This window comes from Longimicrobium sp. (assembly GCA_036389795.1).
Taxonomy (GTDB): Bacteria; Gemmatimonadota; Gemmatimonadetes; order Longimicrobiales; family Longimicrobiaceae; genus Longimicrobium.
This window is the reverse complement of the sequence record DASVWD010000069.1, coordinates 18,777-44,934: the sequence shown is the minus strand read 5'-3', so window position 1 is coordinate 44,934 and position 26,158 is coordinate 18,777. Positions and strand designations below refer to the sequence as shown.

21 protein-coding genes are annotated in these 26,158 nt (G+C 73.0%); 5 read left to right on the top strand and 16 right to left on the bottom strand.

Features of this window, described 5'->3' with window-relative positions; all coding sequences use genetic code 11:
* Positions 1-274: 274 nt before the first annotated feature.
* From VF746_08490 to VF746_08480, 3 genes are all read left to right on the top strand, one after another.
* Entirely contained in the window at positions 275-580 is a 306-nt protein-coding gene (locus tag VF746_08490; GenBank protein HEX8692441.1) for a hypothetical protein, read from the top strand.
* A 122-nt stretch (positions 581-702) separates the two neighbouring features.
* Positions 703-879 (top strand): hypothetical protein, encoded by a 177-nt coding sequence (locus VF746_08485; protein ID HEX8692440.1) that lies wholly within the window; start codon positions 703-705, stop codon positions 877-879.
* Positions 880-1,511: 632 nt separating this feature from the next.
* Positions 1,512-6,455: a hypothetical protein gene (locus VF746_08480; protein ID HEX8692439.1), complete on the top strand. Its 4,944-nt coding sequence runs from the start codon at positions 1,512-1,514 to the stop codon at positions 6,453-6,455.
* A gap of 146 nt (positions 6,456-6,601) precedes the next feature.
* Here VF746_08480 and VF746_08475 read toward each other — a convergent pair whose 3' ends face one another.
* The 6 genes from VF746_08475 to VF746_08450 form a co-directional block, all read right to left on the bottom strand.
* On the bottom strand, positions 6,602-7,477 hold the full coding sequence (locus VF746_08475; GenBank protein HEX8692438.1) for a DUF5715 family protein: 876 nt from the start codon (positions 7,475-7,477) through the stop codon (positions 6,602-6,604).
* Between the two features lie 206 nt (positions 7,478-7,683).
* Positions 7,684-7,887, bottom strand: a complete 204-nt coding sequence (locus tag VF746_08470; protein HEX8692437.1) for a hypothetical protein — start codon at positions 7,885-7,887, stop codon at positions 7,684-7,686.
* Complete coding sequence (locus VF746_08465; GenBank protein ID HEX8692436.1) at positions 7,871-8,482, bottom strand: hypothetical protein; 612 nt, start codon at positions 8,480-8,482, stop codon at positions 7,871-7,873. The genes VF746_08470 and VF746_08465 overlap by 17 nt, the downstream gene beginning before the upstream one ends.
* A gap of 181 nt (positions 8,483-8,663) precedes the next feature.
* On the bottom strand, positions 8,664-9,470 hold the full coding sequence (locus VF746_08460) for an SRPBCC domain-containing protein (GenBank protein HEX8692435.1): 807 nt from the start codon (positions 9,468-9,470) through the stop codon (positions 8,664-8,666).
* Between the two features lie 6 nt (positions 9,471-9,476).
* Positions 9,477-10,076, bottom strand: a complete 600-nt coding sequence (locus VF746_08455) for a DUF1579 family protein (GenBank protein HEX8692434.1) — start codon at positions 10,074-10,076, stop codon at positions 9,477-9,479.
* Positions 10,069-10,689 carry a helix-turn-helix domain-containing protein gene (locus VF746_08450; GenBank protein HEX8692433.1) on the bottom strand — a complete coding sequence of 207 codons (621 nt, stop codon included), beginning with the start codon at positions 10,687-10,689 and terminating at the stop codon, positions 10,069-10,071. The genes VF746_08455 and VF746_08450 overlap by 8 nt, the downstream gene beginning before the upstream one ends.
* 281 nt (positions 10,690-10,970) lie before the next feature.
* Between VF746_08450 and VF746_08445 the strand changes: the two genes are divergently transcribed.
* Positions 10,971-11,891 carry a DUF5996 family protein gene (locus VF746_08445; GenBank protein ID HEX8692432.1) on the top strand — a complete coding sequence of 307 codons (921 nt, stop codon included), beginning with the start codon at positions 10,971-10,973 and terminating at the stop codon, positions 11,889-11,891.
* 196 nt (positions 11,892-12,087) lie between these two features.
* Positions 12,088-12,687 (top strand): hypothetical protein, encoded by a 600-nt coding sequence (locus VF746_08440; GenBank protein HEX8692431.1) that lies wholly within the window; start codon positions 12,088-12,090, stop codon positions 12,685-12,687.
* A 361-nt stretch (positions 12,688-13,048) separates the two neighbouring features.
* Here VF746_08440 and VF746_08435 read toward each other — a convergent pair whose 3' ends face one another.
* The 10 genes from VF746_08435 to VF746_08390 all read right to left on the bottom strand — a co-directional run bounded on the left by VF746_08435 (position 13,049) and on the right by VF746_08390 (position 26,153).
* Complete coding sequence (locus VF746_08435) at positions 13,049-15,265, bottom strand: neutral/alkaline non-lysosomal ceramidase N-terminal domain-containing protein (protein ID HEX8692430.1); 2,217 nt, start codon at positions 15,263-15,265, stop codon at positions 13,049-13,051.
* Positions 15,262-16,128 carry a hypothetical protein gene (locus VF746_08430; GenBank protein ID HEX8692429.1) on the bottom strand — a complete coding sequence of 289 codons (867 nt, stop codon included), beginning with the start codon at positions 16,126-16,128 and terminating at the stop codon, positions 15,262-15,264. The genes VF746_08435 and VF746_08430 overlap by 4 nt, the downstream gene beginning before the upstream one ends.
* A 221-nt stretch (positions 16,129-16,349) precedes the next feature.
* Positions 16,350-17,345: a DUF2332 domain-containing protein gene (locus tag VF746_08425; GenBank protein HEX8692428.1), complete on the bottom strand. Its 996-nt coding sequence runs from the start codon at positions 17,343-17,345 to the stop codon at positions 16,350-16,352.
* 326 nt (positions 17,346-17,671) lie between these two features.
* Positions 17,672-18,679 (bottom strand): hypothetical protein, encoded by a 1,008-nt coding sequence (locus VF746_08420; protein HEX8692427.1) that lies wholly within the window; start codon positions 18,677-18,679, stop codon positions 17,672-17,674.
* Positions 18,680-18,704: 25 nt separating this feature from the next.
* On the bottom strand, positions 18,705-19,472 hold the full coding sequence (locus VF746_08415) for a DUF3108 domain-containing protein (GenBank protein HEX8692426.1): 768 nt from the start codon (positions 19,470-19,472) through the stop codon (positions 18,705-18,707).
* Positions 19,473-19,509: 37 nt separating this feature from the next.
* Complete coding sequence (locus VF746_08410; GenBank protein HEX8692425.1) at positions 19,510-20,502, bottom strand: glycosyltransferase family 2 protein; 993 nt, start codon at positions 20,500-20,502, stop codon at positions 19,510-19,512.
* On the bottom strand, positions 20,499-21,515 hold the full coding sequence (locus VF746_08405) for a lysophospholipid acyltransferase family protein (GenBank protein ID HEX8692424.1): 1,017 nt from the start codon (positions 21,513-21,515) through the stop codon (positions 20,499-20,501). Before VF746_08405 ends, VF746_08410 begins: the two co-directional genes overlap by 4 nt.
* A gap of 374 nt (positions 21,516-21,889) precedes the next feature.
* Positions 21,890-22,954, bottom strand: coding sequence for a glycosyltransferase family 9 protein (locus VF746_08400; protein ID HEX8692423.1), 1,065 nt, complete (start codon positions 22,952-22,954; stop codon positions 21,890-21,892).
* A 347-nt stretch (positions 22,955-23,301) separates the two neighbouring features.
* Positions 23,302-25,047 carry a hypothetical protein gene (locus tag VF746_08395; GenBank protein ID HEX8692422.1) on the bottom strand — a complete coding sequence of 582 codons (1,746 nt, stop codon included), beginning with the start codon at positions 25,045-25,047 and terminating at the stop codon, positions 23,302-23,304.
* A complete protein-coding gene (locus VF746_08390; protein ID HEX8692421.1) occupies positions 25,044-26,153 on the bottom strand; it encodes a glycosyltransferase in 1,110 nt (369 codons plus the stop codon). The genes VF746_08395 and VF746_08390 overlap by 4 nt, the downstream gene beginning before the upstream one ends.
* Positions 26,154-26,158: the final 5 nt, after the last annotated feature.

Sequence of the window (26,158 nt, the reverse complement as noted above, 5' to 3'; positions counted from 1 at the left end):
GGTCTGACTCAGGAACGGGCTCTCTCGCACCAATGAGCTTACCGACCTCTTTGCCGACGCCACCCGCCCAATTTATGCTCCCACACCCGTTTCATCCTCCCTGGTCGCGCGCAGCGCGGTGGTAGACTCAGGATGACATCTGCTTTGCACGATCAGTGGCAGAATCCGGCTTCACGCAAACCACTTGCATTTGGAGCCGGTTTATTCGATGATGTGGGGCCGCCCGCGTCCGCGGGTGCCGCGCCTTCCCGTCCCACAGATGGAGTGGATTCGCATGCCCAGGAAGAAGCTGTCCGTGGACGCCCTCGCCGTGGAGTCGTTCGAGACCGCCGCCCGCGTGGAGAGCCCGCGCGGCACCGTGCACGCGCACGGATACACGGGGTTCACCTCCTACTGCCAGTGCCAGTACGCCACGAGCTACGGCACCTGCCAGGGCACGTGCGTGGACACGTGCGGCGGCGAGACCTGCGACGATCCCTGCCTGTCGACCGATACCTTCTATCAGACCTGCCAGGCGGGCTGCTCCTGGACCGACGGCTACGCCGTGTGCATCGAGCCGGCGAGCAGAGACGTCTGTTAGCGCATCGGGTGAACGACGCGGGGGCGGCTCCCGAGAGCCGCCCCCGCGCATTCGAATTCCGCCGCGGCTGTCGCGCTCCTGCGCAGTCGTGGCGGGCAACACCCCACAGACGTGGAGGAACCATGGACCGCAAGCTCAAGCTCGACGTCGACACACTGGCCGTCAGCTCGTTCTCGACCACCGAGGTGGACGAGGCGCGCGGCACCGTGCAGGGGCAGGAGGCGCTCTTCGTCGTGACCAAGGCCTATCACACATACTGCTGCGAGACGCGGAACACCTGCACGACCAACCTCTGCTGATCGCCCACCCGGCAGATTTCATGCGAACGAACGGCCCGCGCGAGTGCTGGCGCCTCGCGCGGGCTGCGACCGCTTTCCCCGCACGCGCTCAGGCAGCCCGCAGGCCGCCACGGGCGAGCACGGGCCGCTCCGTCTGGAATCGTGCTCGCGACGGACGGCTCGCGCTGACGCATGGGCGAGAAACGCGGTCGGGCAGTCGAAGCCGCGCGCGGTTTGCGAGGCTTTCTGCCGTTGCCGCGGCTTCAGCCGCCTTTGACCCAGGCCCGCCCCCCGGTCACCCCCGCCCCTCCACCCCTCCTCCCATCCCCCGCCACCGCGCCTCGTCCCACGCGCGAATGCTTTCGATGCGCCCCGCCCGCGCGCCTGCACAGATGATGTGCAGATCGCGCCCGATGTTTCTCCCGCATGGCGGACGTAACACTTTGTCGGGGTGGCGCTTCCGTCCCGCCGCGCCCGCCGGTCCCGCGCTTGCCTCCTGGGGATCTCCGCCTCTCTCCACTTCCCGGGGCGGGTGCCCGCGCGCACCCGCCACGCTCCCCTCGGGCCCTCCGGGGGGATGCAGATCGTCGCGCGGCGACGGCTCGAGCGCAGGCGCCCGTGCCGCCGTCTCACCTGGTGGTGGAGGGAGATCTATGACCGGGAAGCGAAGTCCCGCCCGGGCGCGCCTGGCGCTCGCGGCGGCGCTGGCCGCCACCGTGGCCGCGGGAGAGGCAGCCGCGCAGTGCGAGCGCACCATCCGCGCCGACGTCGTCGCGCTCGACGAGGCGATCTTCTACAACCGCCTGGGCGCGCGCGACCCCGACGCGATGATGTACGCGCTCCAGCAGGACGTCGAGGGCCTCCCCGGCGAGGACGGCGTACGGCAGCCGCCCGGGCCGGGGACGGTCCGCCTGCGGCAGAACAAGCGCCCGCGCCCGATCACGCTGCGCATGAACGTGGGCGACTGCCTGCAGATCCACCTCATCAACTGGCTCTCCCCCAATCCGCGCGGCGAACAGCCCGCCACCCGCCAGATCTCGGCGCACGTGGCCGGCATGCAACTCGTCACCGGCATCCTCGACGACGGGAGCTGGGTGGGGGCCAACGCCAGCAGCCTGATCGGGCCCGGCCAGGACCGCACCTACACCTACTACGCCGAGCGCGAGGGCGCCTTCCTCCTCTACAGCACCGGCCAGACCACCGGCGGCGACGGCGACGGGGGGACGCTGTCGCGCGGGCTCTTCGGCGCCGTGAACGTGGAGCCGCGCGGCGCCGAGTGGTACCGCAGCCAGCTCACCGCCGCCGACCTCCTGCTCGCCACCCGCAAGGACGCCTCCGGGAACCCGATCCGCACCCCCGGCGGGCAGCCGGTGATCAACTACGACGCCGTCTACCCCACGGGGCACCTGCTCGCCGGGCGGCCGATCCTCAAGATGCTGCTGAACAACGTCATCCAGCACTCCGACCTCACCGCCATCATCACCGGGCCCGGCAAGGGGAACTTCCCCGCCGGCACCTACCCGGCCGTGCGGGTGGAGCGTGACCGGCACCGCCCCTTCCGCGAGTTCACCATCGTCTTCCACGACGAGATCGGGATCGTGCAGGCGTTCAACAACGTCTTCGAGGACCCGCGCTTCGAGCACACCCTGCACTCGGGCCGAGACGCCTTCGCCATCAACTACGGCACGGGCGGGATCGGCGCCGAGGTGCTGGGGAACCGCTTCGGCGTGGGGCCGATGTGGGACTGCAACGAGTGCAAGTACGAGGAGTTCTTCCTGACCTCGTGGGCCGTGGGAGATCCGGCGATGATCGTGGACGTTCCCGCCGACCACGACGCCAACGGCGACGGCGTCCCCGACCCCGGCCCCAAGGCCACGCGCGTGTTCTTCCCCGACGACCCGTCGAACGTGTACCACAGCTACATGAACGACCACGTCAAGTTCAGGAACATCCACGCGGGGCCCAAGGAGCACCACATCTTCCACCTGCACGCCCACCAGTGGCTGCACACGCCGGACTCTGACAACTCGACGTACCTGGACTCGCAGGCGATCGGCCCCGGCGCGGGCTTCACCTACGAGATCGCCTACGACGGCTCGTCGAACCGGAACAAGACGCCGGCCGACGCCATCTTCCACTGCCACTTCTATCCCCACTTCGCCATGGGGATGTGGGGGCTGTGGAGGAACCACGACGTCTTCGAGGAGGGCACCCGGCTGGGCGAGGACGGCCGCCCCGTGGCGGGCGCGCGCGCGCTGCCGGACGGCGAGATCGCGGCCGGCACGCCGATCCCCGCCGTGGTGCCGATCCCCAACTACGCGCTGGCGCCGATGCCCACGGCCACCCAGCCGGGCTACCCCTTCTACATCCCCGGCATCGCGGGGCACCGGCCGCCCAAGCCGCCGCTCGACACCGAGTTCGACGGCGGGCTGCCGCGCCACGTGGTGCGCGACGGCGTGTCCAGCTTCCCGCCGATCAACCGGCTGGACTTCCACAAGGACAACGAGCGCATCGTGGCCGACTCGCTGGCCGAGACGGGCACCGCGCTCGAGCTGCAGGCCATGGCGTTCCACGCCCAGCGCTCGCACCCCACCTTCCGCTTCAGCCCGTCCACCGGGGCGGTCGTGGCCGACACGTTCATCACCAACGGCCGTCCGCCCGTGGCGGGCGCGCCGTACGCCGACCCCTGCGAGGACGACTTCGGCCGGCCCTTCGGGCAGCTGCGGCGCTACAAGGCGGCCAGCTTCCAGATCGACGCGAAGTACAACAAGGCCGGCTGGCACTTCCCGCAGCACCGCATGTTCGCCCTCTGGGCCGACGTCGACTCCATCCGCCAGGCGCTCAAGGCCCCGGAGCCGATGTTCATCCGCGCCCAGAGCGACGACTGCCTGGTCTACCACCTGGTGAACCTGGTGCCCAAGGAGTACGAGCTGGACGACTTCCAGGTGCGCACTCCCACCGACGTGATCGGGCAGCACATCCACCTGGTGAAGTTCGATGTGACCTCGAGCGACGGCGCCGCCAACGGCTTCAACTACGAGGACGGCTCGTTCAGCCCCGGCGAGACCCGCGAGCGCGTGCGGGCGATCCGCCTGCAGAACGGGTGCACGGGCCTCGACAGCGGCGACCCGCGCGACGGGCGCTTCGTCTGTCCGGTGGCCAGGGCGCACCCCTTCTTCGGCAACGGGCCGAACGGCGAGTGGGTGGGGGCGCAGGAGACGATCCAGCGCTGGCTGGCCGACAACGTCCTGAACCTCCAGAACCAGGACCGGACGCTGCGCACCGTCTTCACCCACGACCACTTCGGCCCCTCCACGCACCAGCAGGCGGGGCTCTACGCGGGCCTCCTGGTGGAGCCCGACAGCTCCACCTGGCGCGACCCCGAGACGGGGGTGTTCTTCGGCGGGCGCTTCGACGGCGGGCCCACCAGCTGGCGGGCCGACATCCTCACCGTCCCCACCGACTCGAGCTACCGCGAGTTCGCCGTGCAGGTGGCCGACTTCACCCTGTCGTACCAGGCGGGGTCGAACCACACGCGGAGGAACTTCACCGACCCCTCCACCGGCGTCACGACGCCCGGGATCGCCGACCCGGCCAAGGCGGTCAACCCGGCCGGGAAGTTCGAGGACAACATCCAGGACCTGCTGAAGCCCCCGATCCGCGAGGGGCACTGCCCGAGCCCCAACCCGAACGTGGCGTCGACGCTCCCGCCGCCGTGCCCGGAGCTGATCAGCGCCGACGACCCCGGCACGATGACGGTGAACTACCGCAACGAGCCGATCGCGCTCCGGGTGCGCAACCCGTCCACCAACACGCAGGCGGCGGGGCAGGCGGGCGACCTGGCCTTCGCCTTCTCGTCGAACGTGACGCGGGCCGACCCGCTGCTGAACGCCTTCGGGCCCTACCCGCAGCGGCGCGGCGTGGTCGCGGGCGACCCCTTCACCCCGATGATGCGGGCGTACGAGGGCGACAAGGTGCAGATCCGCATCCTGGTGGGGGCGCACGAGGAGGGGCACAACTTCAGCGTGAACGGCACCCAGTGGCTGTTCGAGCCCTCGTACGCCAACTCGGGCTTCCGCAACAGCCAGATGATGGGGATTTCGGAGCACTTCGAGTTCGTGCTCCCGCCGCTGCCGCGCAACAACGTGGGCCCCGAGCTCGACTACCTGTACCGGGCCGGCTCGGCGACGGACGACCTGTGGAACGGGATGTGGGGGCTGCTGCGCGTGTCGCAGCGCGGCAGCGGGACGTTCCAGCTGCTGCGGCTGCCGAACAACGCGGCGGGCGTGAACATCATCCCCCGCAACGCGTCGAGCTTCAACGGCGTCTGCCCGACGACGGCGCCGGCGCGCAACTTCGACGTGACGGCGGTGCTGGCCAGGAACGCGCTGCCGCACACGGGGAACCGGCTGGTCTACAACTCGCGCTCGGACCCCAACGGCCGCGGGCCGATCTACGACCCCAACGCCATCATGTACGTGCGCACCTCGGACCTGAACGCGAACGGGGTGCTGGGGTCCACGGTGCCGATCGAGCCGCTGGTCCTGCGCGCGCGGGCCGGCGAGTGCATCAACGTGACGCTGCGCAACCGGCTGCCGGCGGCGCCGCCCGACTCGCTCGGGTGGAACACGCTGCCGATGATCGTGGACCAGTTCAACGCCAACGACGTCTTCCCGTCGGGGAACGTGGGGCTGCACGCGCAGCTCCTCTCCTACGACGTGTCGCGGAGCGACGGGATGAACGTGGGCAGGAACCCCGTGCAGACGGCGGCCCCGGGCGGCACGCAGACGTACCAGTGGTACGCGGGCCGGCTCTTCCCGCGCAACGACTCGCTGATCGCGGTGCCGGTGGCGTTCGGGGCGGCCAACCTGATGCCGGCCGACCCGATCGAGCACGCCAGCAAGGGCGCCATCGGCGGGCTGGTGGTCTGGCGGCCGAACGTGCGCTTCTTCGAGGACGCCGCCTCGCGCGCGTCGGCGTCGGTGGTGGACGACAACACGGGGCGCGTGTTCCGCGAGCACGTGCTGCTGTACCAGACGGACCTCAACCTGCGCTGGAACAACGCGCCGATCCCGAACCTGGCCGAGGCGGAGGACCCGGAGGACTCGGGGCAGAAGGGGGCGAACTACCGCACCGAGCCGCTCTGGTTCCGGCTGGGCTACGCGCCCGACACGCCGCTGACCACCACGCGCGGCTTCAACTTCGCCCAGTCGCTCTCCAACAGTCAGGTGGGCGGCGACCCGCAGACGCCGGTGTTCCGCTCCGAGGACGGGCAGCAGACGCTCTTCCGGGTGCTCCTGTCGGGCGGGCACGCCCGCAACAGCGTGTTCAACCTGCACGGCCACATCTGGGACGAGGAGCCGTACATCGACAACTCGACCGACGTGTCCTTCAACCCGCTGTCGGAGCGCAAGGGGATGCTGTCGGGGCACGGCCCGTCGAACCACTACGACATCCAGCTGCGCAACGGCGCCGGCGGCCGCTTCCGCATCCGCGGCGACTACCTGTGGCGCGACCAGACGTCGTTCCACTTCGACGGCGGGATCTGGGGGCTGCTGCGGGTGGTCCCGGTCGGCACGCTCCCGGCCGTCTTCTGATCCACCCTCCACCGTCGCCCGGCCGACGGGCGACGCGAACGGGTGGGGGCGCCGCGAGGCGCCCCCACCCGTCGTTGCAGGCGACTCGAGTCGCAGCAACAAAAGCAGGAAGCCTCACCAACCCCGTGAGGCTTCAGCCGCGGCCGTCACCTGGAGCCGCCCGGGCCGGCGAGCCGCCGCGCCACCGTCATGTGGTAGACCGGCTGCTTGTTCTCCATCATCACGTGGAGCGCGCCCTGGCTCCGCATCTCCAGGATCACGCGGCCGAGCTCGGCCTGGAGCGCCTTCGCGTTGGCCTTCTCCACCGCCTCCAGCGCCTCCTCCTCGACCTCGCGCGCCTCCGGCGCGAGTGTGTCGCGCGCGGGCGGGGCCGGGGCGGCGAAGCGCTCGTGCGAGACGTCGACGGTGGTGCCGAACTCGTGCGAGCTGGTGGTGCGCGCGGCGTAGTCGTTGGTCCTGCGCAGGTCGGCCTGCGATTCGTCGGTGCGCAGGGCGGAGGTGACCTTGAAGCGGTAGCGCGGCAGCCCCAGGCGGTCCAGCCGCGCGTGGAAGCGGCGGCCGATCTCCACCAGCATCGCGCGGGCGTCCGGCGTCACGTAGGGCGAGGAGTGGTCCATGTTGCGCAGCACCCAGTGCTCGGTGCTGTCGCCCAGCGCCACCAGCCGGCCCTCGCGCACCCGCCGCTGGATCTCCGCTTCGCCGGAGACGCGCGCGCCCAGCCTCTCGGCGGTGGCCACCTGCTTCGCGTTCCTGTCCTGCCGCAGCTCCGACACCTCCCGCGCCCGCAGCCTGCGCACGCGCCGGAAGGCCCTCTCCACCGCCACGCTCTCGGCGGCGACGCGGGCCCGCACCGCCGCAGGATCCGCCACGGTCACGGGGCGCGCGGGCGCCGGCCGGACGACGCGTGCCCGCGGCTCGTCCGGCTCGTCGGCGTAGCCGGCATGTTCGTCGTCCACGCAGCCACCCGCGGCGAGAATCGCCAGCAGCCCCGCCGCCCTCATCCAGCGTCGCATCGCGTGCATCGCATCCTCTGTGCAGCCGTTCCGGTGAACGGCGGGCAGCAAGGGCCAGATGCATGCCACATCACCATCTACACGATCTTCGAGTCCGTCGCCGTCCGTATTCTGGAGAAGGTCCTCGTCCAAAGGCGACTGAAGTCGCAGCAACAAAAGCAGAAAGCCTCACAAACCACGTGAGGCTTCAACCGCAAACGGCAACTACACCGCCGTCACTCCGCGGCATCCTCGCCGGGCAGACGGACATCGAAGGGGGAGACCAGCACCGGGCGGCCTCCCTTCTGGACCAGCAGCGGGACGTTCGCCTGCCGGTGCCGACGCACGGCTTCCGCGAAGGCGGCGTTCATTGCACGGTTGATCGCTCGCTCGTCGCTCAGGATCGCGTCAATGTCCTTCGGGCTACGGTTGCGCGCCACTGTCCCTCCCGCGTCGCTCGCCCTCAGCACTCTGGATCTGGATCTGCTCCCACGCCTGTGCATCTCTGATCTCCATGATGGATTCACCTGTCCCCTTTGCGATCAAAGGAGGCTCGGGCAACTCCAGAGGTCTGAATGCCTGATAAAGCCACCACCGAGAAACAATCCTTCGATACACCATATCAAAATTGCGGATACTGCGGAAGTATCTCCTGCGTATGTCTTCTTCCGGAACGCTGTGCCCACCCAACCGAACACGCTGCCGCACGCGGTTGACCGCCATCTCCGGATCGGGTAGCCAGAGGTAGAAGAGGTCAGTACTGTCACCAGAGTCATGGAGGTCGTGAATCGTGCGCTGTAGCGACAGCCCGGAGAGCGTCGTCTCGAAGGCGAAGTCGGCGCCGGCGCGGCGAAGCCCGTCCAGCCGCTCGAGTACGATGCGGCCCGCCTGGATCGCGGCGGAGGCGGGGTCAAAGCCGGCCAGCCCCTGCGCGATCACGTCCGCGTTGACGAACGTGCCCACCTCGAGCTCGCCGACGAGCAGGCTGGGTGCCAGCGTGCTTTTGCCCGCACCGTTCGGCCCGGCGATGATCACCGCGTGCGGGTTTCGGGGAGATGGCATTCGGTCGCGGAGCGGTGGACGAGGAAGACCACCCACCAGAATACCCGGCGGGCGGCCAGTCCCACAACTCTCGCATGGCAGGCTGCCCCCACAGCCTCGCGCGGTTTGCGAGGCTTCCTGCCGTTGTTGCAGCGACTTCAGTCGCCCGGACGGATCACGCCAGCAACCCCTCCAGCTTCGCCTGCCAGCGGCGCTCGAAGTCGCGGACCGTCTCCTCGGCGACGCCCCAGGTGGCCAGCCAGATGTTGACGGTGCCCACCTCGTGCACGTAGCGCAGGAGCGCGTCGTCGAGGCTCGCGACCGTGCCCGCGAAGTCGCCGGGCGGGCGGTTGATCAGCACGCGGCCCGCGAAGACGTCGCCGGTGGCGGCGGCGATGCGGTACGGGTCGCCCTCCTCCAGCCCGGCGAGCGAGCCCTCGGCGACCAGGCCCTCGGGGCCCATCACCCGGCGGTGGACCTCCTCCCTGGGCAGCCCCGTCTCGACCCGCGCCCAGGCGACGCGGCGCGGGGTGCCGCGGTGGCGCTCCAGGTACTGGCGCAGGCTGCGCAGTTCGAACTTCCACCCGCGGCTCACCGCGTCGTACTCGTCGTCCCACTCGGCGCCGCGGCCGAAGCCGGAGTGCACCACCCGCAGCACCGTGCCCCCCTCGGCCGGCTCCAGGTGATAGTCGACCGCCATGAGCACCGGCCGCCCCTCGGCGTCGGCGCGCTCGCTCACCGAGCGCAGCCGGCGGCCGGGCTCCCAGATCTCGATGCGCGACCCGTCGCCCCACGCCCCGCCCCACGACAGCCACACCGACCCGCCGGCGCCCGGCTCCACCCGCGCCTCCAGCGGGAACCAGCGCGTCAGCTCCTCGGCGTCGGTGAGCGCCCGCCACACCTCCTCGACCGGGGCCGCGATGCGGATCTCGACCTCGGCGGGCGGGCGCGTCCCCCGCGTCTCCTCGTCGATGGTGGACATGGCGGCTCAGCGGCGGCGGGTGTAGACGGCCTCGAAGACCTTGAAGCGGCCCCCGTCGGGCATCCTCATGACCATCTCCTTCGTGTAGCGGTCCGGCCCCTCCTGGCGCATCACCAGGTCGTACGCCTCGACGTGGCCCGTGGACGGGTCGCGGGACTCGCCCGAGTAGGTGATGGTGCGCGCCGCCTCGTCCCACCGGCCGGCGCCGGTCACGTAGAAGGTGCCCCCGGTGTCGTAGCCCACCAGCGTGTACTCCTTCGCGCGCCGGTCGAAGCCCAGGATGGTCAGGCTCTCCATCTCCGGGCCCTCGCTGGTCTTCGACTCGACCAGGAGGAAGCGGCCGCCCAGCACCATGCGGCTGTTGGCGGTGCCGGCGGCCTGCATCGGCGGGAAGCCGGGCCCGCCCAATATGCGCAGGGCCACGTCCCAGGTGCCCTCCAGCGCGGCCAGGCGGGCGTGCTCGGGACCGGGGCGGGCGGCCTCCAGCATGGCGGCCATCTCGGCCTGCCGCGCCGGGTCGGTGGGCGTCTCCTGCGCGCGGGCGGCGGCGGGAGCGGCGAAGAGCGCCAGCGCCACCAGGACGGCGCGCGGGGCGGGGCTAGGCATCGGGGTCCTCCTCGGTGCGGGTGATCGTGGGGTGGGCGCCCAGGAAGAAGCGGAAGGCGCGTCCGCCGGGGGCGTCGGGGGCGTGGTACTTCGCGGCCAGCCGGGCCACGGCGTCGGCCAGCTCTTCGGCGAAGGCGGCTCGGTCGGCCGCCGTGGCGAAGCGGACCTCGGTCTCCAGGGTGAGCGTGGCCAGCTTCTTCCCCGCGCGCTCGCTGCGGGCGCGCAGCACGGCCAGGTCCCGCAGCGCGCGGCCGACCACGGCGATCAGGTAGCTCACGCTGAAGCGGTCGGCGACGCGCGCGGGCTCGCCGGCCAGCGGGCCCAGCACCTCGGGGCTGATGAGGTACGAGCGGGCGGTGGCGCGCACCAGGCGCTCGGTGCAGTTGCCCTTGCGCCGCTCCTCCACCAGCTCCACGAGTCCTTCCTTCTCCAGCTCGCGCAGGTGGTAGCCCAGCCGCTGGCGGGGGATGCCGAGCCGGCGCGCCAGCCCCGCGGCCGACTCGGGCTCGGCCAGCTCGCCCAGGAGCCGCACCCGCTCGGGGTGCAGCATGGCGGCGGCCTGCCCGGACTCGCGCACCACCTGGAGCGCGGCGGAAGCGGCGGCTCTGCTCATGGGAGACAGGATGCTATTGACAAATTAATTTGTCAAGGAGAACTTTTTTTGCGGAGTAACATCGGCGGGAGGCCCCCTCACCTTCGAGCAAGCTCGCGCGGGGGCCCTCACCCGCCGCCTTAGAGCGGCAACCCTCTCCCAAGTCTGGGAGAGGGTAGACTTTACGCCTGCGGTGCGGAGTGCGGCGTTCTGTCGTGGAAGCTCCTGTCGGCTTGCCGGAGCGGTCGGGACGGGTTCTTGTAGAGGCTCCTCCGCTCTCCTCCACCCCGACCCGAGGCACCATGGCAACGACCATCCGCGGCGCCGCCTGGCCCGAGCTGGACCTGGACGCGTGGGAAGACACCCGCGACACACTGCACATGTGGACGCAGGTGGCCGGCAAGGTGCGGCTGGAGCTGGCGCCGAAGATCAACCACTGGTGGCACGTGCCGCTCTACGTGACGGCGCGCGGCCTCACCACCTCGCCGATCCCCTACCGGGACCGCACCTTCGAGCTGGAGTTCGACTTCGTCGAGCACGTGCTCCACGTGCTGTGCAGCGACGGGGCGGCGCGCCGGGTGGCGCTCGCGCCGCGCACCACGGCCGACTTCTACGCGGAGGTCATGGCGAGGCTGCGCGAGGTCGGGGTGGAGGTGGACATCTACACCACGCCGGTGGAGGTGCCGGACCCGATCCCCTTCGAGAAGGACACCGTGCACGCCAGCTACGACGCGGAGTACGCCAACCGCTTCTGGCGGGCGCTGGCGCAGGGCGAGAGGGTGATGCAGGAGTTCCGCGGGCGGTTCCTGGGCAAGTGCAGCCCGGTGCACTTCTTCTGGGGGAGCTTCGACCTGGCGGTCACGCGCTTCTCGGGGCGGGCGGCGCCGCCGCACCCGGGGGTGCCCGGCGTGCCCGACGCCATCACGCGCGAGGCGTACTCGCACGAGGTGAGCAGCGCGGGGTTCTGGCCGGGCGGCGGGGCCGCGCGCTCGGCGTACTTCTACTCGTACGCCTACCCCGAGCCGGAGGGGCTCGCGGCGGCGCGCGTGGGGCCGGCGGAGGCGTTCTGGTCGGGCGACTTCCGCGAGTTCCTCCTCCCCTACGACGCGGTGCGCACGGTGGACGACCCCGACGCCAGGCTCACCGAGTTCCTCCAGACCACCTACGAGGCCGCCGCCGACCTCCTGCGCTGGGACCGCGCGGCACTGGAGTGCGCGTGGTAGCTGGAAAACAACTCGATTCTCACAGAGGACACGGAGGACACGGAGAAAAACAACGCGTTCGAAGTTTCTCCGTGTCCTCCGTGTCCTCTGTGTGAGATCAGGAAAAGCATGGCCTCACGTTGACGCGGCCGGCTCCGCGTCGGCACTTTCCTCATCCGTCCGACCCAACTCTCCACACCTTCCCGTGAGCGTCTCCATGCGGCGGATCGCACCCGTTGTCTTCGTCCTCGTGTCGTCCCTCACCTTCAGCGCCGGAGGCCTCCTGGCGCAGCAGAACGCGGCGCAGCAGAGCGCGGCGCCTCCTCCCACGCCGCCCGTCATCGTCATCACGCCGCCGGCGAGGCCGGAGGACGTGGGCTCGATCGACGCGATCATCGCGGCGCTGTACGACGTGATCTCCGGCCCGGTCGGGCAGGCGCGCGACTGGGACCGCATGCGCTCGCTCTTCGTCCCCGGCGGGCGGCTGATGCCGCTGGGACCGCGCCCCGGCGGCGGGGTGGCCGTGCGCATCATGGAGGTGAACGACTACATCGCGCTGCATGGGCCCAGGCTGGAGCGCGTGGGCTTCCGCGAGCGCGAGATCGCGCGGCGCCTGGAGCGCTTCGGCAGCCTGGCGCACGTCACCAGCACCTACGAGGGGCGGCTGGAGACGGACGGGACCACCATCCGCGGGATCAACAGCATCCAGCTCATGCACGACGGCACCCGCTGGTGGGTGATCAGCGTCTTCTGGCAGGCGGAGAGTCCCAGTCTCCAGCTCCCGCCCGAGTACCTGCCGGCAGCCGCCCGGCCGTAGGTTCCTGAAACGACGGGGCTCCTACCGTCTTCTGGGATTCGCCGCGCATCGGGAAGCTGTCATTCCGAGCGGAGCCCGATGCGCCGAGCTCTCGCTCGCCACCGAAGCCGGCCGGGCTCCCGAGGAATCTACCCGCGGCCGGAAAGAGGCCGGGTCCAGGCACGGAACCGGCATCCGGGCGGGGTGAGTAGATTCCTCGGGCGCCGCCCGGCCCAGGTGTGAGCTCCGGCTTTGGTGCCGCGGCGCCGCTCGGAATGACATGGTTCGCGAGAGACGCGAAATACGCAGAGCCAGCAGAGAACTCCTCTGCTGACTCTGCGTGTGACAAGCGGTTGTCTCCTGCGGATCAGGGAGAAGCCATTCAGTCCCGGCGCGGGGAGACGGTGCAATGGCGCTCCTGCACGGTCCCGGGGACCGTCCGCTCCACCCTGTCCATCCCTGAGCGCGCGAGCAGGCGCACGAGGTAGGTGCCCGCTTTCAGCCGGCACGGCATCCAGCGCGCTTCCCAGAGCTGGCCGCGGCGCCCCAGCCGGTGCAGGGTGCGCACCTCCAGCTCGTTGTCGTCGTCCCAGGTCACCAGCACCGAGTCGGAGCCCACCTGCCGGTAGATGGCCAGCACGGGGCCGTCCGCGGGGACGAAGCGGCCCGGGCGCACGTCGTTCCAGCGCGCCACCAGCAGCGAGTCGCCCTCCCAGCGCAGCTCCGTGAAGCGCCGCTCCACCGCCGCGGGGCCGGAAGCGCGCTCCGTCAGCCGCCTCGGGCGCGGGGGGTGCGCCGGGAGCGGGGGCACCTCGGCGGGGGGAGACGGCCGGCCCGCGGGGACGGTGGCGGCCAGGCGCCCCAGCTCGCCCCGGAGGAATTCCGCCGTGCCGGGGCCGTACTCGGTGGCCGCGCCCTCGTAGTACTGCACCGCGTACTCCTCGGCCGTGGTCACGTACTGGATGTAGCCGTTCACCAGCCCCACCAGCACCACGCCGCGCGGGTCCACCCCGGCGCCGCTGGCGATGGCGCCGCGGATCCGCCCGCCCACGGTGGTGGTGGGCTCGGCGGGGACGGTGCCGAGCACCCGGTCGCCGATGCGCACCACGGAGAGCTGCGCCACGTGCGGGAGCCCGTCCTTGCCGATCACGATCGGCTGGAGCGGGCCCAGGAACGGGCGCTTGGGGTCCTGGCAGTCGTCCCCGCGCGGCAGCGGCGTCCCCGGCACGATCCCCAGCCCGGACCCGATCACCCCCAGCGGCTTCCAGCCCCGCAGCCGCGTATAGCCGTCCTCCGCGCCCGCCACCAGGGCGTTGCCCACCAGCGCCGTGGCGCAAAGCGGCGTCTCTCCCTCGCGCCCCCGCAGCCCCACCGTCTCGAAGGCGCGCGAGATCCGGAGCCCGCGCGCCCGCGCGGTGTCGGCGGCGATGGCGGCGCCCAGCGCGTCGAACTGCCGCGCCGCGCCGCCCGCCAGCGCGCGCCCCAGCGAGTCGGCCCAGCGCCGCGCCAGGGTCAGGCACGCCCGCAGCACGGGGTCCGGCGGATCCCTCCACCCCTGCGGCTGCGGGGGCGTGCGCGGGCCGGTGGGGCGCCGCGTGGACGCCAGCGTGGGGGCGGGGCAGCGCGTCTCGCGCGGGACGTCGGGCGAGACGTCGCCCTCGGCGCCGTTGGCGAAGACGTGCACCGCGCGCCGCCGGAAGCCCGCCGGGCGGCCGCCGTTCAGCGAGTCGACGTGCGCCTCCAGCCGCCGCGACACGATCCCCTGCACGTCGGGGTCGAAGAGGTCGTTGGGGGCGGGAACGGCGGTGCCGTGGATGGCGAAGACGCTGAACGCCCCCCGCGGCGCCCAGCCCCGGCCGGCCTCGTCCCAGGTCTCCACGCGCAGCATGGTCCAGGCGGGGTCCACCCCCTCCTGCTCGCGGGTCAGCCCGAGAGGCGGGGCGTAGGGCGACTTCCAGGGCGGGGCGTTCAGGTCGTGGGCCCTGACGCTGCGGAGGCGGGTGTGCCCCCAGACGGGCTCGGTCCCCCACGCCGCGCGCGCCGGCCGCAGGTCGCGCGCGGCCTCGTTCACGGAGTGGGCGATGCGCTCCACCAGGAACACGGTGAGCAGGCTGTCGTACCCCGGCTCGGAGGCGCCGAAGGTGTCGAAGCCGGCCATCCCGTGGAAGTGCCCCGGGGCGCTGTGGGTGTGCGTGGCCGCGATCAGCAGCCGGTCGGCGCCGACGCGCGCGGTGTCCACGGTGCGCGCGGCCGCCCACCGGTGCACCAGGAGCGACGGCATGTCCAGGTCCACCTGCACCAGCGCCAGCCGCTCGCCCCACCCGTCCTCCAGCACCATGGCCCGCGCGTAGAGCCGCCCCCGGTACCCCCGGCCGCGCTTCCCCTCGGGCCCGTAGCCGATCATGGCCGGCCCCGTCGGCGGGGTGATGTCGACCGCCGCGAACCCCGCGCGCAGCCCCATCGGCTGGGGCTGGGCCCCGGGCGACGGGGCGGCGGGGAGCTGCCCCCGCCTCGGCACGCACCCGGCCAGGGCGAGGACGGCCAGGCACCCGGAGACGACGGAGATGCGGGCGCGGCCGCGGGCGAACTGCAGGCTCATCGGATCCTCCTCGGCGGCCCGGGCGCGTACGAGAGTCCCATCTCGAACCACCAGCGGCGGGCGCTCGCGGCGGTGAGGGTGCGCTGCCGCGTGGCCGGGTCCTCGCTCCACTGGTGGTGGGCGGCCCCGTGCAGGGTGAGCGGCACCTCGACCAGGTCCTCGAGCGGGAGCACGACCGCGGCGGAGAGGTCGGCGTGCGTCAGCCCCGCGCCGGCGAAGGTGCGCAGCGGCGCCGTCTCGGGGGCGTCGGGCGGGTCGAAGCTGTACCCGGCCAGCGCGCGCAGCACCAGCGTGGCCGGGGCGTTGGGGAACGGCGCCAGCGGCAGCCAGTGCGTCACGTCCGCCTCCAGGTAGCGGCGGCTCTCCTCCAGGTCCCAGTAGAGCGCCGTGCGGGGGCTGAAGGGGAGGAGGCCGGCGCGGGGCCAGAGCTGGAGGTACGCCTCGCTGGTGCTCGCCTCTTCGCCCAGGCCGCCGCTCGCCTCGTCGCCGGTGAAGCGGTAGTGGACGACGCCCAGGGTCACGTCCGTCTCCAGCACGCGGTGGGTGTACTGCCCCCACACGTCCACCTCGCCGAAGCGGAGGTCGCGCCCCGCCAGGGTGAGGTCGTCCGGGCCGGCGCGCTCCACCTCCCAGGCGGCCCACGCCCCGAGCGCCAGCACGCCCGGCCCCGCGTCCGCCGTCACCCACCCGGCCGGCTGGAGCGTGTGCGGCGCCGCGCGGGTGATGCCGCGCCAGACGTAGTCGCCCGAGACCACCAGGTCCACCCCCGCCCGCACCTGCGCCGCCCCGTCCGTCGGCGCGGCGGCGATGGCGGCGGCGAGGAGGAGCCGGGTGCGCCAGCGGGGCGCGCGATGCGTCGTCATCGTTGCTGGAGCGGGGGAATCGGGAGAGCGGAGAGACGCGGCGGAATGAGGCGGCGGCGCGACGGAGGAGCCACGACATCAAGGTACGAAGCGCTGCCGCGGCGGCAAGGGGTCGTGTCGGATCAAGATCCACAACGGCATGCCTCACACAGAGTCAACGGAGTTAACGGAGGAACTTCATGTCGTTCTCCGTTGACTCCGTTAACTCCGTGTGAGGCTTGTCAGTGCAGCCAGTCGATCGATTGGCCGTGCGGACCCGTCACGGCGACGGGCCCCCCGTCGACCGAGAGGAGGAAGCGGTCCTCGGGCGGCTTCGTGGGAAGCTTCGCCGCGATCTCGGGGAGCACCCGCGGCGACTCGTTGCTGATCCAGACGGCGCCGAGCTCCGCCAGCAGGCGCACGAACCGGTCCCGGTCCCCCGGCGCCACGTAGGCCAGCACCGCGGAGTGGAAGACCACGAGCGTCGCCTCGCGCGGGGCCGTGGCCGCGAGTGCAGGCAGGTCTTGGACGAGATCGCCCTTGACGACCGTGGGCGGGTGGTCCCGGGCCAGGCGCATCGCGGCCCGCAGCCGCTCGGCGCGCGCCTCCTGGCCGGGCCAGACGAGCGTCTCCAGCCAGGCCGCCTCTTCCGGGTCGGACGGGTCGAGCGGGTTCAGGTCGAGCCCGGCGCGCCAGACGACCGTCGGCAGCTCGGCGGGGATCGGCGTGGCGGCGCTGGCGCGGCACGGGAACACGGGCGGTGGCGGAGCGCCCGGAGCCCTCGGCTCCAGGCGGACTCGACCGTAGTCGTACGCGTAGCGGTCAGGCAGGAGGCACAGCCCCGCGGACGCGCCCACCTCCAGCAGGGCGAGGGGCTGCGGAAGCCGAGCCAACGCCGGCAGCAGCGTGGCGCAGCGGCCCGGCTCGTTGGTCTGCGTGCCGCGCGCGAGGACGAGGCGGCGGATGGGCTCGGGGTGATCCGCGACGAGCCGGGAGAAGTGCCGTGGATCCCTCGGCGTCCCGTACAGGTGCCGCACCGCCGCGAAGACGAGGTTGGGCTGCTGCTTGGCCGCGGGGAGGGAAGCGACGAAGCGGAGCAGCGCCTCCGATTCGGCCACGCTCCGGGCCAGCTCCTCGTACAGCGGCGACACCCCCTTCGCCTCGTGCTCCGCGAAGTCGAGGTAGCGCGCCCGGATCTGCGCGAACGGCTCTTCCTGGCCGTCGATCGAGTCACTCACCTGCGATCTCCCGCAGCCGATTCGGACTGATGGTGACGAGGCGAGCGAGCATCCGTGCCGCTGCCGCGCCCAGCCCACGTGGCAAGGTGAGAAGATTCCTCGGCCCTGCCGTCATCCGTGCGGATGCTGGTTCCGTGTGATCGGGCCTCGGAATGACAGAGAACGGTCTGGTCGGTCGATCGTCGGTACGAGGCGGGGACCTGCGTCGCGCCCGTCGCGCGCAGCGCCGAAGTCCCTCCCCTGCAGTTCGGGGGAGGGACCGGCGCGCAGCGCCAGGGTGGGGGCTCCCACGGCCGCGCCGGAGCCAGCCGAAGCAGCGCCGCGCCCTACCGCCCGTCCAGCCGCTCGGCGAGGGCCCAGGCGAGCAGGGGGAGCATGAGCTCGTGGTGGCCGGTGAGGTGGAAGCCGCGGCCGCCGCCGGTGCGCGTGGGGCGCTCCACCACGTTCACCCGCGGGCGGTAGTGGCGCAGCATGTCGAAGTCCACCGCCGTGAAGCCGCGCGGCCGGCCCCCGTTCAGGTTGCGGGAGATGGTGAGCGCCTTCAGGAACACCTCGGGCATCACCACCGCCGAGCCCAGGTTGATCACCACCCCGCCCTCGTCCAGCCCCTCCAGCGCCGCCGCCAGCCGCCGGAAGTCGCGGTGCCCCGTCTCGCCGATCGCCGCCCCGTTCGCCGCCGGGTGCTGGTGGATGATCTCCGCGCCGATCGCCGGGTGCAGCGTGTACGGCACGCCCAGCAGGTGCGACTGGAGGAGGATCGACAGCTCCGGGTACGCGAGATCCTCCCGCTCCGCCAGGTCGCGGGCCAGCGACTCGCCCATCCCCCACCCCTCGCGCATCCCCCGCTCGAAGGCGCGGTTCATGTCGCGCCCGGTCTCCTCGGCCATCCCGAAGCTGCCGTCGGCCAGCCCCGCCTCCACGTCCTCGCTGGTTCCGCCCCAGCGCGCCATCTCGTAGTCGTGGATCGCCGCCGAGCCGTTCGACGCCAGGTGGGTGGCCGCCCCGCGCCGCATCAGGTCCACCAGGAGCGGCGCGAGCCCCGTCTTCACCACGTGCCCGCCCAGCATCCACAGCACCGTCCTCCGCCGCTCCGCCGCCGAGGCGACCGCGTCGGCCACCTGCAGGAACGCCTCCGCCTGCAGGATGCGCGGGAGCGAGGCGAGGAACGCCCCGAAGGTGCGCCCCCCCGCGTCGGCGGGCGGGGGCGCGGCGAACTGTTCGGCCAGCACCCGGTTGGGGCGCCCGGCCACGGGGACGGTGGTGAGACGCGAAAGGTCCGCCTCGGGGGGGCTCCCCGGGGCGGACCCTTCAGGACTGCCGTCGCGGCTCGTCACGTCGGTCGGCCGGATGCGTGGGGGATCAGGACGACGGGCGGAAGCTGCGCAGCGACATGGTGAGCGAGCCCACCACGGGGACGCGGCTCTTGATCAGCACCGGGATGCGGTGCCGGTCGTCGGAGAAGTAGATCTCCGCGCGGCCGCCCTCGCCGAAGAGGCCGTCGGTCTGGATCACCGGCTGCACCACGATGGTCCGGTAGGTCCCGGCCGGCACGCGCACCGTCTCCTTGCGCACCACCTTCACCACCACCGGGTTTCCGCTCTCCTTGAAGTAGCGGTTGAGCGTGTACTCGTCGCCCACCTCCAGCGGGAGGGTGCGGACGTAGTACATGAACGACAGGTCGTCGAGCGGCCGGTTGCTGGCCAGCGTCCCCGTGTCGCCGTTCTCGCGGCGGTAGGTCATGCGCTCGGGGAAGAAGTCGTAGGTGCGGTCGCGGCGGTAGCGCACCTCCTGCACCTGCTGGCGGAAGCGGCGCGAGAAGAGCTCGTCGGTGTCGATCCAGCTCTCGTAGCGGTCGTTCACCCGCGCGGGGCCGAAGCCGCCGGAGACGCGCATGCGGGCGTGGTAGGTGGCCTGGCCGCCCACCGTCTCGGTCCCCACCACCTCGATGGTGCCGCTGCCCACCGACACGGCGCCCAGCCGCACCTGGTACTCGGCGCGCTCGCCGGCGCCGAAGGGGTGGCGCGCCGTGGCGCGGGAGCCGTCCTGGGGCGCCGCCGCCCCCGCCAGCACGGCCACGGCCGCCAGCGCGGGGAGCACCGCCCATCGCTTCCTGCGAATCGTCTTCATCACGCTATCCTCCACGACCGCTCATGAACGGAGTGTCTCAACCGGCTTCGCCCGCGGGGGGCGGCTGCTTGCGCGGCCCGCGCCGCGAGCGCGAGCGCCTGCGCTTGGGCCCGGCGGCCGGGGCCGCTTCGCCCTCCACGCCCTCCTCGGCCTGCGGCTGCGGGGCAGCGGCCCGGATGGCGGGAGCCGGCTTCGGCGCCTGCGGGGGCCGGGGGCCGGTCGGCGGCTTGTGGCCGTGCGCCGGCTTCGGACCCGGGGCGGGCGCCGGCGGCGCGGCCTCCACCGCGGCAGCGGCGGCCGGCCGGCGCGGGGCCCGGCGCACCAGGTCCCACAGCTCCAGCGCGGTGCCCCACGGGCGGAAGCGCGTCTCGCGCTGGCGCCGCGTGTAGCGGAGCGACACCTCCACCCCCTCGGCCCGCCGCACGTGGGGCGATACCGAGAGGAGGAGCTCGGCGTTGGCCGCCCAGCCGCCGCGGGTGAGCAGCGGCCGGCCGTCGCGGTCCTGCAGCGCGCGCCTGAGCACCGCCACACGATACGCGCGGAACCCCGAGAGCGGATCGCCCAGCTCCTTCGGCAGCCGCGCGCGTCCCACGAGCCAGGGAAGCCCCTTGCGCGACCAGCGCAGCGAGCGGGGCAGCTCGCCCTCGGTGCCCGCCACCACCGAGCCCACCACGTCGGCCCCGCCTTCCAGCTTCTTGATGAAGTGGGGGATGTCGTCGGGGCTCTCGGTGAAGTCGGCCTGGAGGGTGATCACCACGTCGCGCTTGGGGTGCGTGGAGCGGTGCACCGCCTCGCGGATCAGCTTCTCCAGCGCGGCCGCGTACCCCGTGGGCCGCTCGTTGCGCAGCACCGTGAGCGGGAGCACGCGGGCGTAGGGCGCCAGGACTTCGGGGGTGTCGTCGGTGGAGCCGTCGTCGAGCACCAGGACGTGGTAGTCGCGCGGGAACTCGTCCATCACCCGGCGGATGCGCCAGAGGAGGACGCCGACGGTGCGGGCCTCGTTGAGCGCCGGGATGCAGATGTAGATCACGCGTCGTCCTCGCCGGTGTCGTCCCCGGCCGCCCCGGGGGCGCCGCCGGTACCCCGATCGTTCGCCGCGGGTTCCGCCCGCGGCTCGGTTTTCCAGCGCCGGTGGAACCAGAAGTACTGCTCGGGAGCGCGCCGCACCTGGGCCTCCAGCCGGGCCGCCAGCAGGGCGGTGAGCGCGCGCACGTCGGCCTCCAGGTCGCCCGTGCGGGGGACGGGGACGCGCTCGCCGGAGACCTCGTAGCGCACCCCCGCCTCCGGCAGCCGCCGCGCCACGCAGGCGAAGATGGGCGCGCCGAGGCGCAGCGCGAAGAGCGCGGGCCCGCGGTGGGTCGACGCCGGCCGGCCGAAGAAGGGGACGAAGATCCCGGCGCGCCGCGCGTCCTGGTCGCCCACGATCCCCACCACGCCGTTCCCGCGCAGCACGCGGGGGACGCGCGAAGGCGCCTCGCCCTGGTAGATGGTCTCCACGCCCAGGCGGCGGCGGAGCTGGTCCAGCCGCTCGTCCACCAGCCGGTTCCCCTGGCGGCGCACGATGGCCGCGATCGGCACCCCGCGCGAGGCGACCGTGGCGGCGGCGATCTCCCAGTTGCCGTAGTGCCCGGTCACCAGCAGGCACCCCTTCCCCTCCGAGAGCGCCCCCTCCATCTCCTCCCAGCCGACGGGGACGGTGCGCTCCACCACGGCCCGCGGGTCGAGCTTCGCCAGGCGCAGCATGGCGGCGGCCTCGCGCCCCAGGTGCTGGTACGCCGCGCGCGCGGTGCGGTGGATCCACTCGTCCGGCTGCTCGGGGAAGGCGAGGCGGAGGTTGGCCTCGACCACCTTCCTGCGGATCCCCATCCGGTAGACCATCCCCCCGATCCGCCGCCCGAACGCGTCCGCCGCGCTCTCCGGAAGCGTGGAGACGGCCTTCTCCAGCGTCCGGGCGAGCGCGTACTCCACCCGGTGCGCCGGCGAGTGGCGCCGCTTCTCCGCGGGCTTCGCGGCGCGCTTCGCCGCCGTCGTCGTTTCCGCCATCTATCTGAAAACGCTTCAGCCGAAAGTGAGAATGTCATCCCGAGGGAGCCGCCGCTCTCCGCAGGCGGCACCCGTCCCGGGCGAATGAATTCGCTGCAACAACTACACGAAGTCCGCCTTCGCGGACTGGCGGGCTGCGCCCGCGCGCTTCGCGCCCCGCGGCCAGCCTCCCGCCTCCAGGGAAGCTCCTGGGCCCGCGGCGAAACTAACCCGCGCCGGGGTGGGAGTCTACCGGGCGCGCAGAAGCCCGCGTCCCACCCGTCGCGCGAAGCGCCGAAGTCCCTCCCCTGAGGTTCGGGAGAGGGACAGGCGCGCCAGGCGCCAGGGCGGGGGCCGCCCGCCGCCGCGCCGATGCCGGAGGAAAGTGCGGTGACTTACCGACGTCGCGCTCCGTCGCGCGCGCGGATGCGCGGGAGCGCCTGCTGGACGCGCTCCAGCACGTCTTCGACGGTGATCTGCTCCATGCGGCCGTGCCTGGGGTCGCGCCGGCCGGGGTCGGGCGCGGCGCCGGGATCGGTGTAGCGGTCGATCCAGAGCTCCGCGTAGTCGCGCCCGTACGGCCCGCAGCGCCAGGGATTGGTGTGGCCGAAGAGCCCGATCCCCGGCACCTCCAGCGCGCGCGCCAGGTGCAGCGGCCCCGTGTCGGGCGCGATCACCACGCTGCTCCCGTCGAGCTGCCAGATCATCTGCCGGATCGGGTCGCCCATCGCCCACACCGGCCTGGTCGAAGCCCGCTCCACGATCTCCCGCGCGATCGCCACCTCGCGCTCGCCGCGCCCGCCGACCAGCATCGTCCGGAAGCCGAAGTCGTGCTCCAGCGCGTCCACCAGGCGGGCGTAGCGGTCCGCCATCCAGTCCTTGCGCCGGATCGCCGACGCCGGGACGAGCGCGGCGACGGGCCTGCCCTCCAGCGCGGCGAAGTACTCCGCCTGCGCGCGCCGCTCCTCGGGGGTGATGGCGATGCGGTACTCGACCCCGGGATTGCGGATCCCCAGGTGCTCCACGAACTCCAGGAACCCGTCCTGCGTGTGGCCGCGCGGCCGGGGGTCCAGGTGGTGGTTCGCCGCCAGCCAGGTGTAGTCGAACGAGCGCGCGCGGTCGAAGCCCAGCCGGTGCGGCGCGCGGGAGAAGAGCGTGGGCCAGACGCTCTTGAAGTAGACGTTGAGGTTGAGCGTGAGGTCGAAGCGCTTCCGCGCCAGGTTCCGCCTGAGCTCCAGCAGCCCGCGCCACCCGAGCTTCTTGCGGTAGACGACCACCTCGTCCACCGACGGGTGGGGCTGGAGGACGGGCGCGGGCATCGGCTCCACCACCCAGGTGATGTGCCGCTCCGGGTCGTCGTCCTTGAGCGCGTTGACCACCGGCAGCCCTTGCACCACGTCGCCCAGCCCCGTAAGCAGCACCACGCAGACCCGGCGCGAGGGGTAGCGCAGCTCGCTCACGCGGGGCCTCCGCCGCTCTTCCTCAGCCCCCTATCGATGTCATCCTGAGGGCGCCGCTGCACCGTCCCTTCGGAATGCGGGAAAGCCGGGCGGCGCCCGAAGGATCTATGGGTCGCCCTGCGAAGAGGCCGGCCTTCGTGCGACGCAGCCCTGGCGAGGGCGGCTGAAGCCGCGGCAACAACGGCGAGAAGCCTGCCTTCGCAGGCTGGTTCGGCGCGGTGGCCGCCTTCGGCACCGGCAGGCCGGGTCCGGGCGCGAAGCGCGCGGGCGCAGCCCGCTAGTCCGCGCAGGCGGACTTCGTGTGGTTGTTGCAGCGAATTGATTCGCCCGGCCCTGGTCGCCCCCATTCAATCCTCCCTCGCTTTCCGCGTGAGGTAGGCGAGTTGGAGGAGGATGAGCTGCCGCAGCGGATACCAGCGGCGCACGGCGGCGTCGACCTCCTCCGGCGGCGCGGGGATGAAGATCTCCGCGAGCGGCGACTGCAGCAGCGGGTGCTCGCGCCGGGCGCGGTCCGCCTCGGGCGACAGCGCGACGCTGCTCCACTTCGGCCATGGCCGGTGCCGCGCGCGCAGCTCGCCGGAGAGCACGGCGCGCGCCCCCCGCGCCGCCGCCAGCCCGGGCACCAGCAGCAGGTTCGCCCAGCGCCCGAACGCCGGGTAGCGCACGCTCCCGTGCGGCACCCAGCGCGTCTTCGCGAAGAACGGCCGCATCGCCAGGTGGAAGAGGCGCCGGTGCCGCTTCCACGCCGGGGGGACGGCCGCCGCCAGCTTCACCACCGCGGCGGCGTGGTAGACCTCGTGGCTGCGGAAGAGGCGGCGGTTGCCGTCCAGGTTCCCGCCGTGCTTGCGCATGCCCAGCGGCCACAGCACCCGCCACTCGTCCGCCGTCTCCGGCCGCATCTCCGCCAGCCAGTCGCGGAACGCCGTCTTGCGCGCCTCCACCTCGCGCAGCACCTCCTCGCGCAGCATCGGCTCGCGGGGGACGGCCACGGGCGGGCGCGGCCCCGGGCGCCGTTCCACGCCGTACTGCGACTTGAGCAGCGAATCCGACGACAGGCCGCCGAAGACGACCGGGAGATCGCGCATTCCCAGGCGGTCCTGGAAGCCGTAGCCGTGGACGTCCATGAAGAGGTGATGGCCGCCGACCAGCGACGCCACCGCCTCGAAGCCGTCCATGTAGTGCGTGGGGCTCCGCCGGCCGACCACCAGCTCCGCCCCGTGCGCCCGCGCCACCGCCCGCGCGATACGCACCTCGCGGCTCTCCCAGTCCGCGTAGGTGATCGGCCGCACCCGCACCCCCGGCGGCACGGCGCCCAGGAGCGCCCGCGAGTCCTCGCCGCCGCTCAGCAGGATGCCGGCCTCGTCCAGCCCGTCGCACGTCACGCGCAGGTCGTCCGCCACCGCCTCCCGCAGCGCGGCGGCCGCCTCGCGCACGGAGGCGAACGGGTTGCGCTCCTCCGGCCGCCAGAAGGTGCGGCCCGCGTCGACCCAGCCCCCGCGGCCGAAGCGGCGCGCGGTGGCGGGCATCGCCTGCCGGGCGCCGCGGTAGAGGGTGTGGGGGAAGGTGCAGGTGAGCGTCGCCGCCAGGTCCGCCGCCGAGACGGGGTCCACGTCGCGGTTCCTCCCCGCCGCGCGCGCCGCCGCGTCCACGTGCGTGCCGACGACCAGCGCGCCCTCCGCGTCGGTCGCGGTGAAGAGGGGGATGAAGGCGAAGAGGTCGGTGAGGACGATCCCGTCTCCGGTATCCTTGTCGACGCCGAGGACGGCGAAGTGGCCGTCGAGGTGGTCGTCCCAGGCGAGGCCGCGCTCCGTCTTCAGCAGGTCGTGCAGCGCGCGCCGCCGCCCGCCGCGCCAGGCGAGCCCCGCCGGCTCGGGGGCGATGCGGACCACCGGCTCGCCGGCCAGCACGCTCAGGAAGCGCCCGTCGTCCACGACGACGGATCCGGGATCGTGCGGGAAGAGGGCGACGGCGAGCGAGCCCCAGTCGCCGTGGTGCTCCTCGACGTCGGCGGCGACGGGGGCCAGGTAGCGCTCCAGGCAGGCGCGCAGCTCGCCGGGCGCGCGGCGGCGGGCGGAGAAGACGAAGTCGCTCATCCGCGCGCGGAGGCGTCGCCGCGCAGGACGGCCTCCGCCTCGTCCACCATCCGCTCCACGCCGAACCAGCGGGCCACCCGCCACGAGGCCTCCTCCACGCGCCGCCGCACCTCGCCCAGGTCGCCCTGCAGGACCGCCCGCATCGCCTCCGCCATCGCGGCGGGGTCGTCGGGCGGGACGATCCACCCGGCCGGCGGGCGCCCGCCCTGCTCGCCGAGCGCCGCGCGCACGCCGCTGACGTCGGTGGCCACCACGGGCGTGCCGGCGGCCATCGCCTCCAGCATCACGTTCGCCATCCCCTCGTTGCGGCTGGAGAGCACGAACAGGTCGCAGGCGGCGAGCACGCGCACCACGTCGCCCCGGTGCCCCGGCCAGCGCACGCGCTCCGCGATCCCCAGCGACTCCGCCCACGCGCGCAGCCTCACCTCCTCCGGCCCGGTGCCGAGGATCGCCGCCTCGGCGTCGGGGACGGCCGCGCGGGCGAAGGCCTCGAGCAGGAGGTCGAAGCCCTTGCGGCGGTGGACGTGCCCCGCCCCCGCCACCAGGCAGGCGTCGGGCGACGCGCCCAGCTCCCTGCGCACCGCCGCCCGCTCCTCCGGCGGCAGCGGCGGCGGAACGACGATGCCGTTGAGGACGACGTGCACCGCCCCGGCGGGGAACCACGGCGCCGAGCGCAGCCACTCGTCGCGGATCTCGGCGGAGTTGACGATCAGCGCATGGACGGCGCGGCGGAACGCCCGGGCGTGGCGGCGGCGCCGGAGTCCGCGCACGATGCCGAGCCGCACCACGACGCGCGGCACGCCGGCGCGGCGCGCGGCCCAGGCGCCCCACGCGGTCGTCTTCCACGAGGTGAGCAGCAGCGCGTCGGGGCGCTCGCGGCGCAGCCAGCGCGCGAAGCGGACCCCGCGCACCACGTCCGCGCCGACGCCGGGGCGCACGGCGGCCGTGGGGATGCCGCGGCGCTCCAGCTCGGGGCGCACCGCCCCGTCGCGGCGACACGAGACGACCACCCGATGGCCGCGCGCCAGCAGCCCGGCGGCCAGGGTGGCCAGCCACTTCTCGTTGCCGCCCCAGACGCGGCTGTTGTTCTGGATCACCACCTTCATGGCCG

Coding starts and splice junctions, on each gene's coding strand:
- VF746_08490 (HEX8692441.1), top strand. CDS start 275: ATGCCCAGGAAGAAGCTGTCCGTGGACGCCCTCGCCGTGGAGTCGTTC.
- VF746_08485 (HEX8692440.1), top strand. CDS start 703: ATGGACCGCAAGCTCAAGCTCGACGTCGACACACTGGCCGTCAGCTCG.
- VF746_08480 (HEX8692439.1), top strand. CDS start 1,512: ATGACCGGGAAGCGAAGTCCCGCCCGGGCGCGCCTGGCGCTCGCGGCG.
- VF746_08475 (HEX8692438.1), bottom strand. CDS start 7,477: ATGCACGCGATGCGACGCTGGATGAGGGCGGCGGGGCTGCTGGCGATT.
- VF746_08460 (HEX8692435.1), bottom strand. CDS start 9,470: ATGTCCACCATCGACGAGGAGACGCGGGGGACGCGCCCGCCCGCCGAG.
- VF746_08455 (HEX8692434.1), bottom strand. CDS start 10,076: ATGCCTAGCCCCGCCCCGCGCGCCGTCCTGGTGGCGCTGGCGCTCTTC.
- VF746_08450 (HEX8692433.1), bottom strand. CDS start 10,689: ATGAGCAGAGCCGCCGCTTCCGCCGCGCTCCAGGTGGTGCGCGAGTCC.
- VF746_08445 (HEX8692432.1), top strand. CDS start 10,971: ATGGCAACGACCATCCGCGGCGCCGCCTGGCCCGAGCTGGACCTGGAC.
- VF746_08440 (HEX8692431.1), top strand. CDS start 12,088: ATGCGGCGGATCGCACCCGTTGTCTTCGTCCTCGTGTCGTCCCTCACC.
- VF746_08435 (HEX8692430.1), bottom strand. CDS start 15,265: ATGAGCCTGCAGTTCGCCCGCGGCCGCGCCCGCATCTCCGTCGTCTCC.
- VF746_08430 (HEX8692429.1), bottom strand. CDS start 16,128: ATGACGACGCATCGCGCGCCCCGCTGGCGCACCCGGCTCCTCCTCGCC.
- VF746_08415 (HEX8692426.1), bottom strand. CDS start 19,472: ATGAAGACGATTCGCAGGAAGCGATGGGCGGTGCTCCCCGCGCTGGCG.
- VF746_08405 (HEX8692424.1), bottom strand. CDS start 21,515: ATGGCGGAAACGACGACGGCGGCGAAGCGCGCCGCGAAGCCCGCGGAG.
- VF746_08395 (HEX8692422.1), bottom strand. CDS start 25,047: ATGAGCGACTTCGTCTTCTCCGCCCGCCGCCGCGCGCCCGGCGAGCTG.
- VF746_08390 (HEX8692421.1), bottom strand. CDS start 26,153: ATGAAGGTGGTGATCCAGAACAACAGCCGCGTCTGGGGCGGCAACGAG.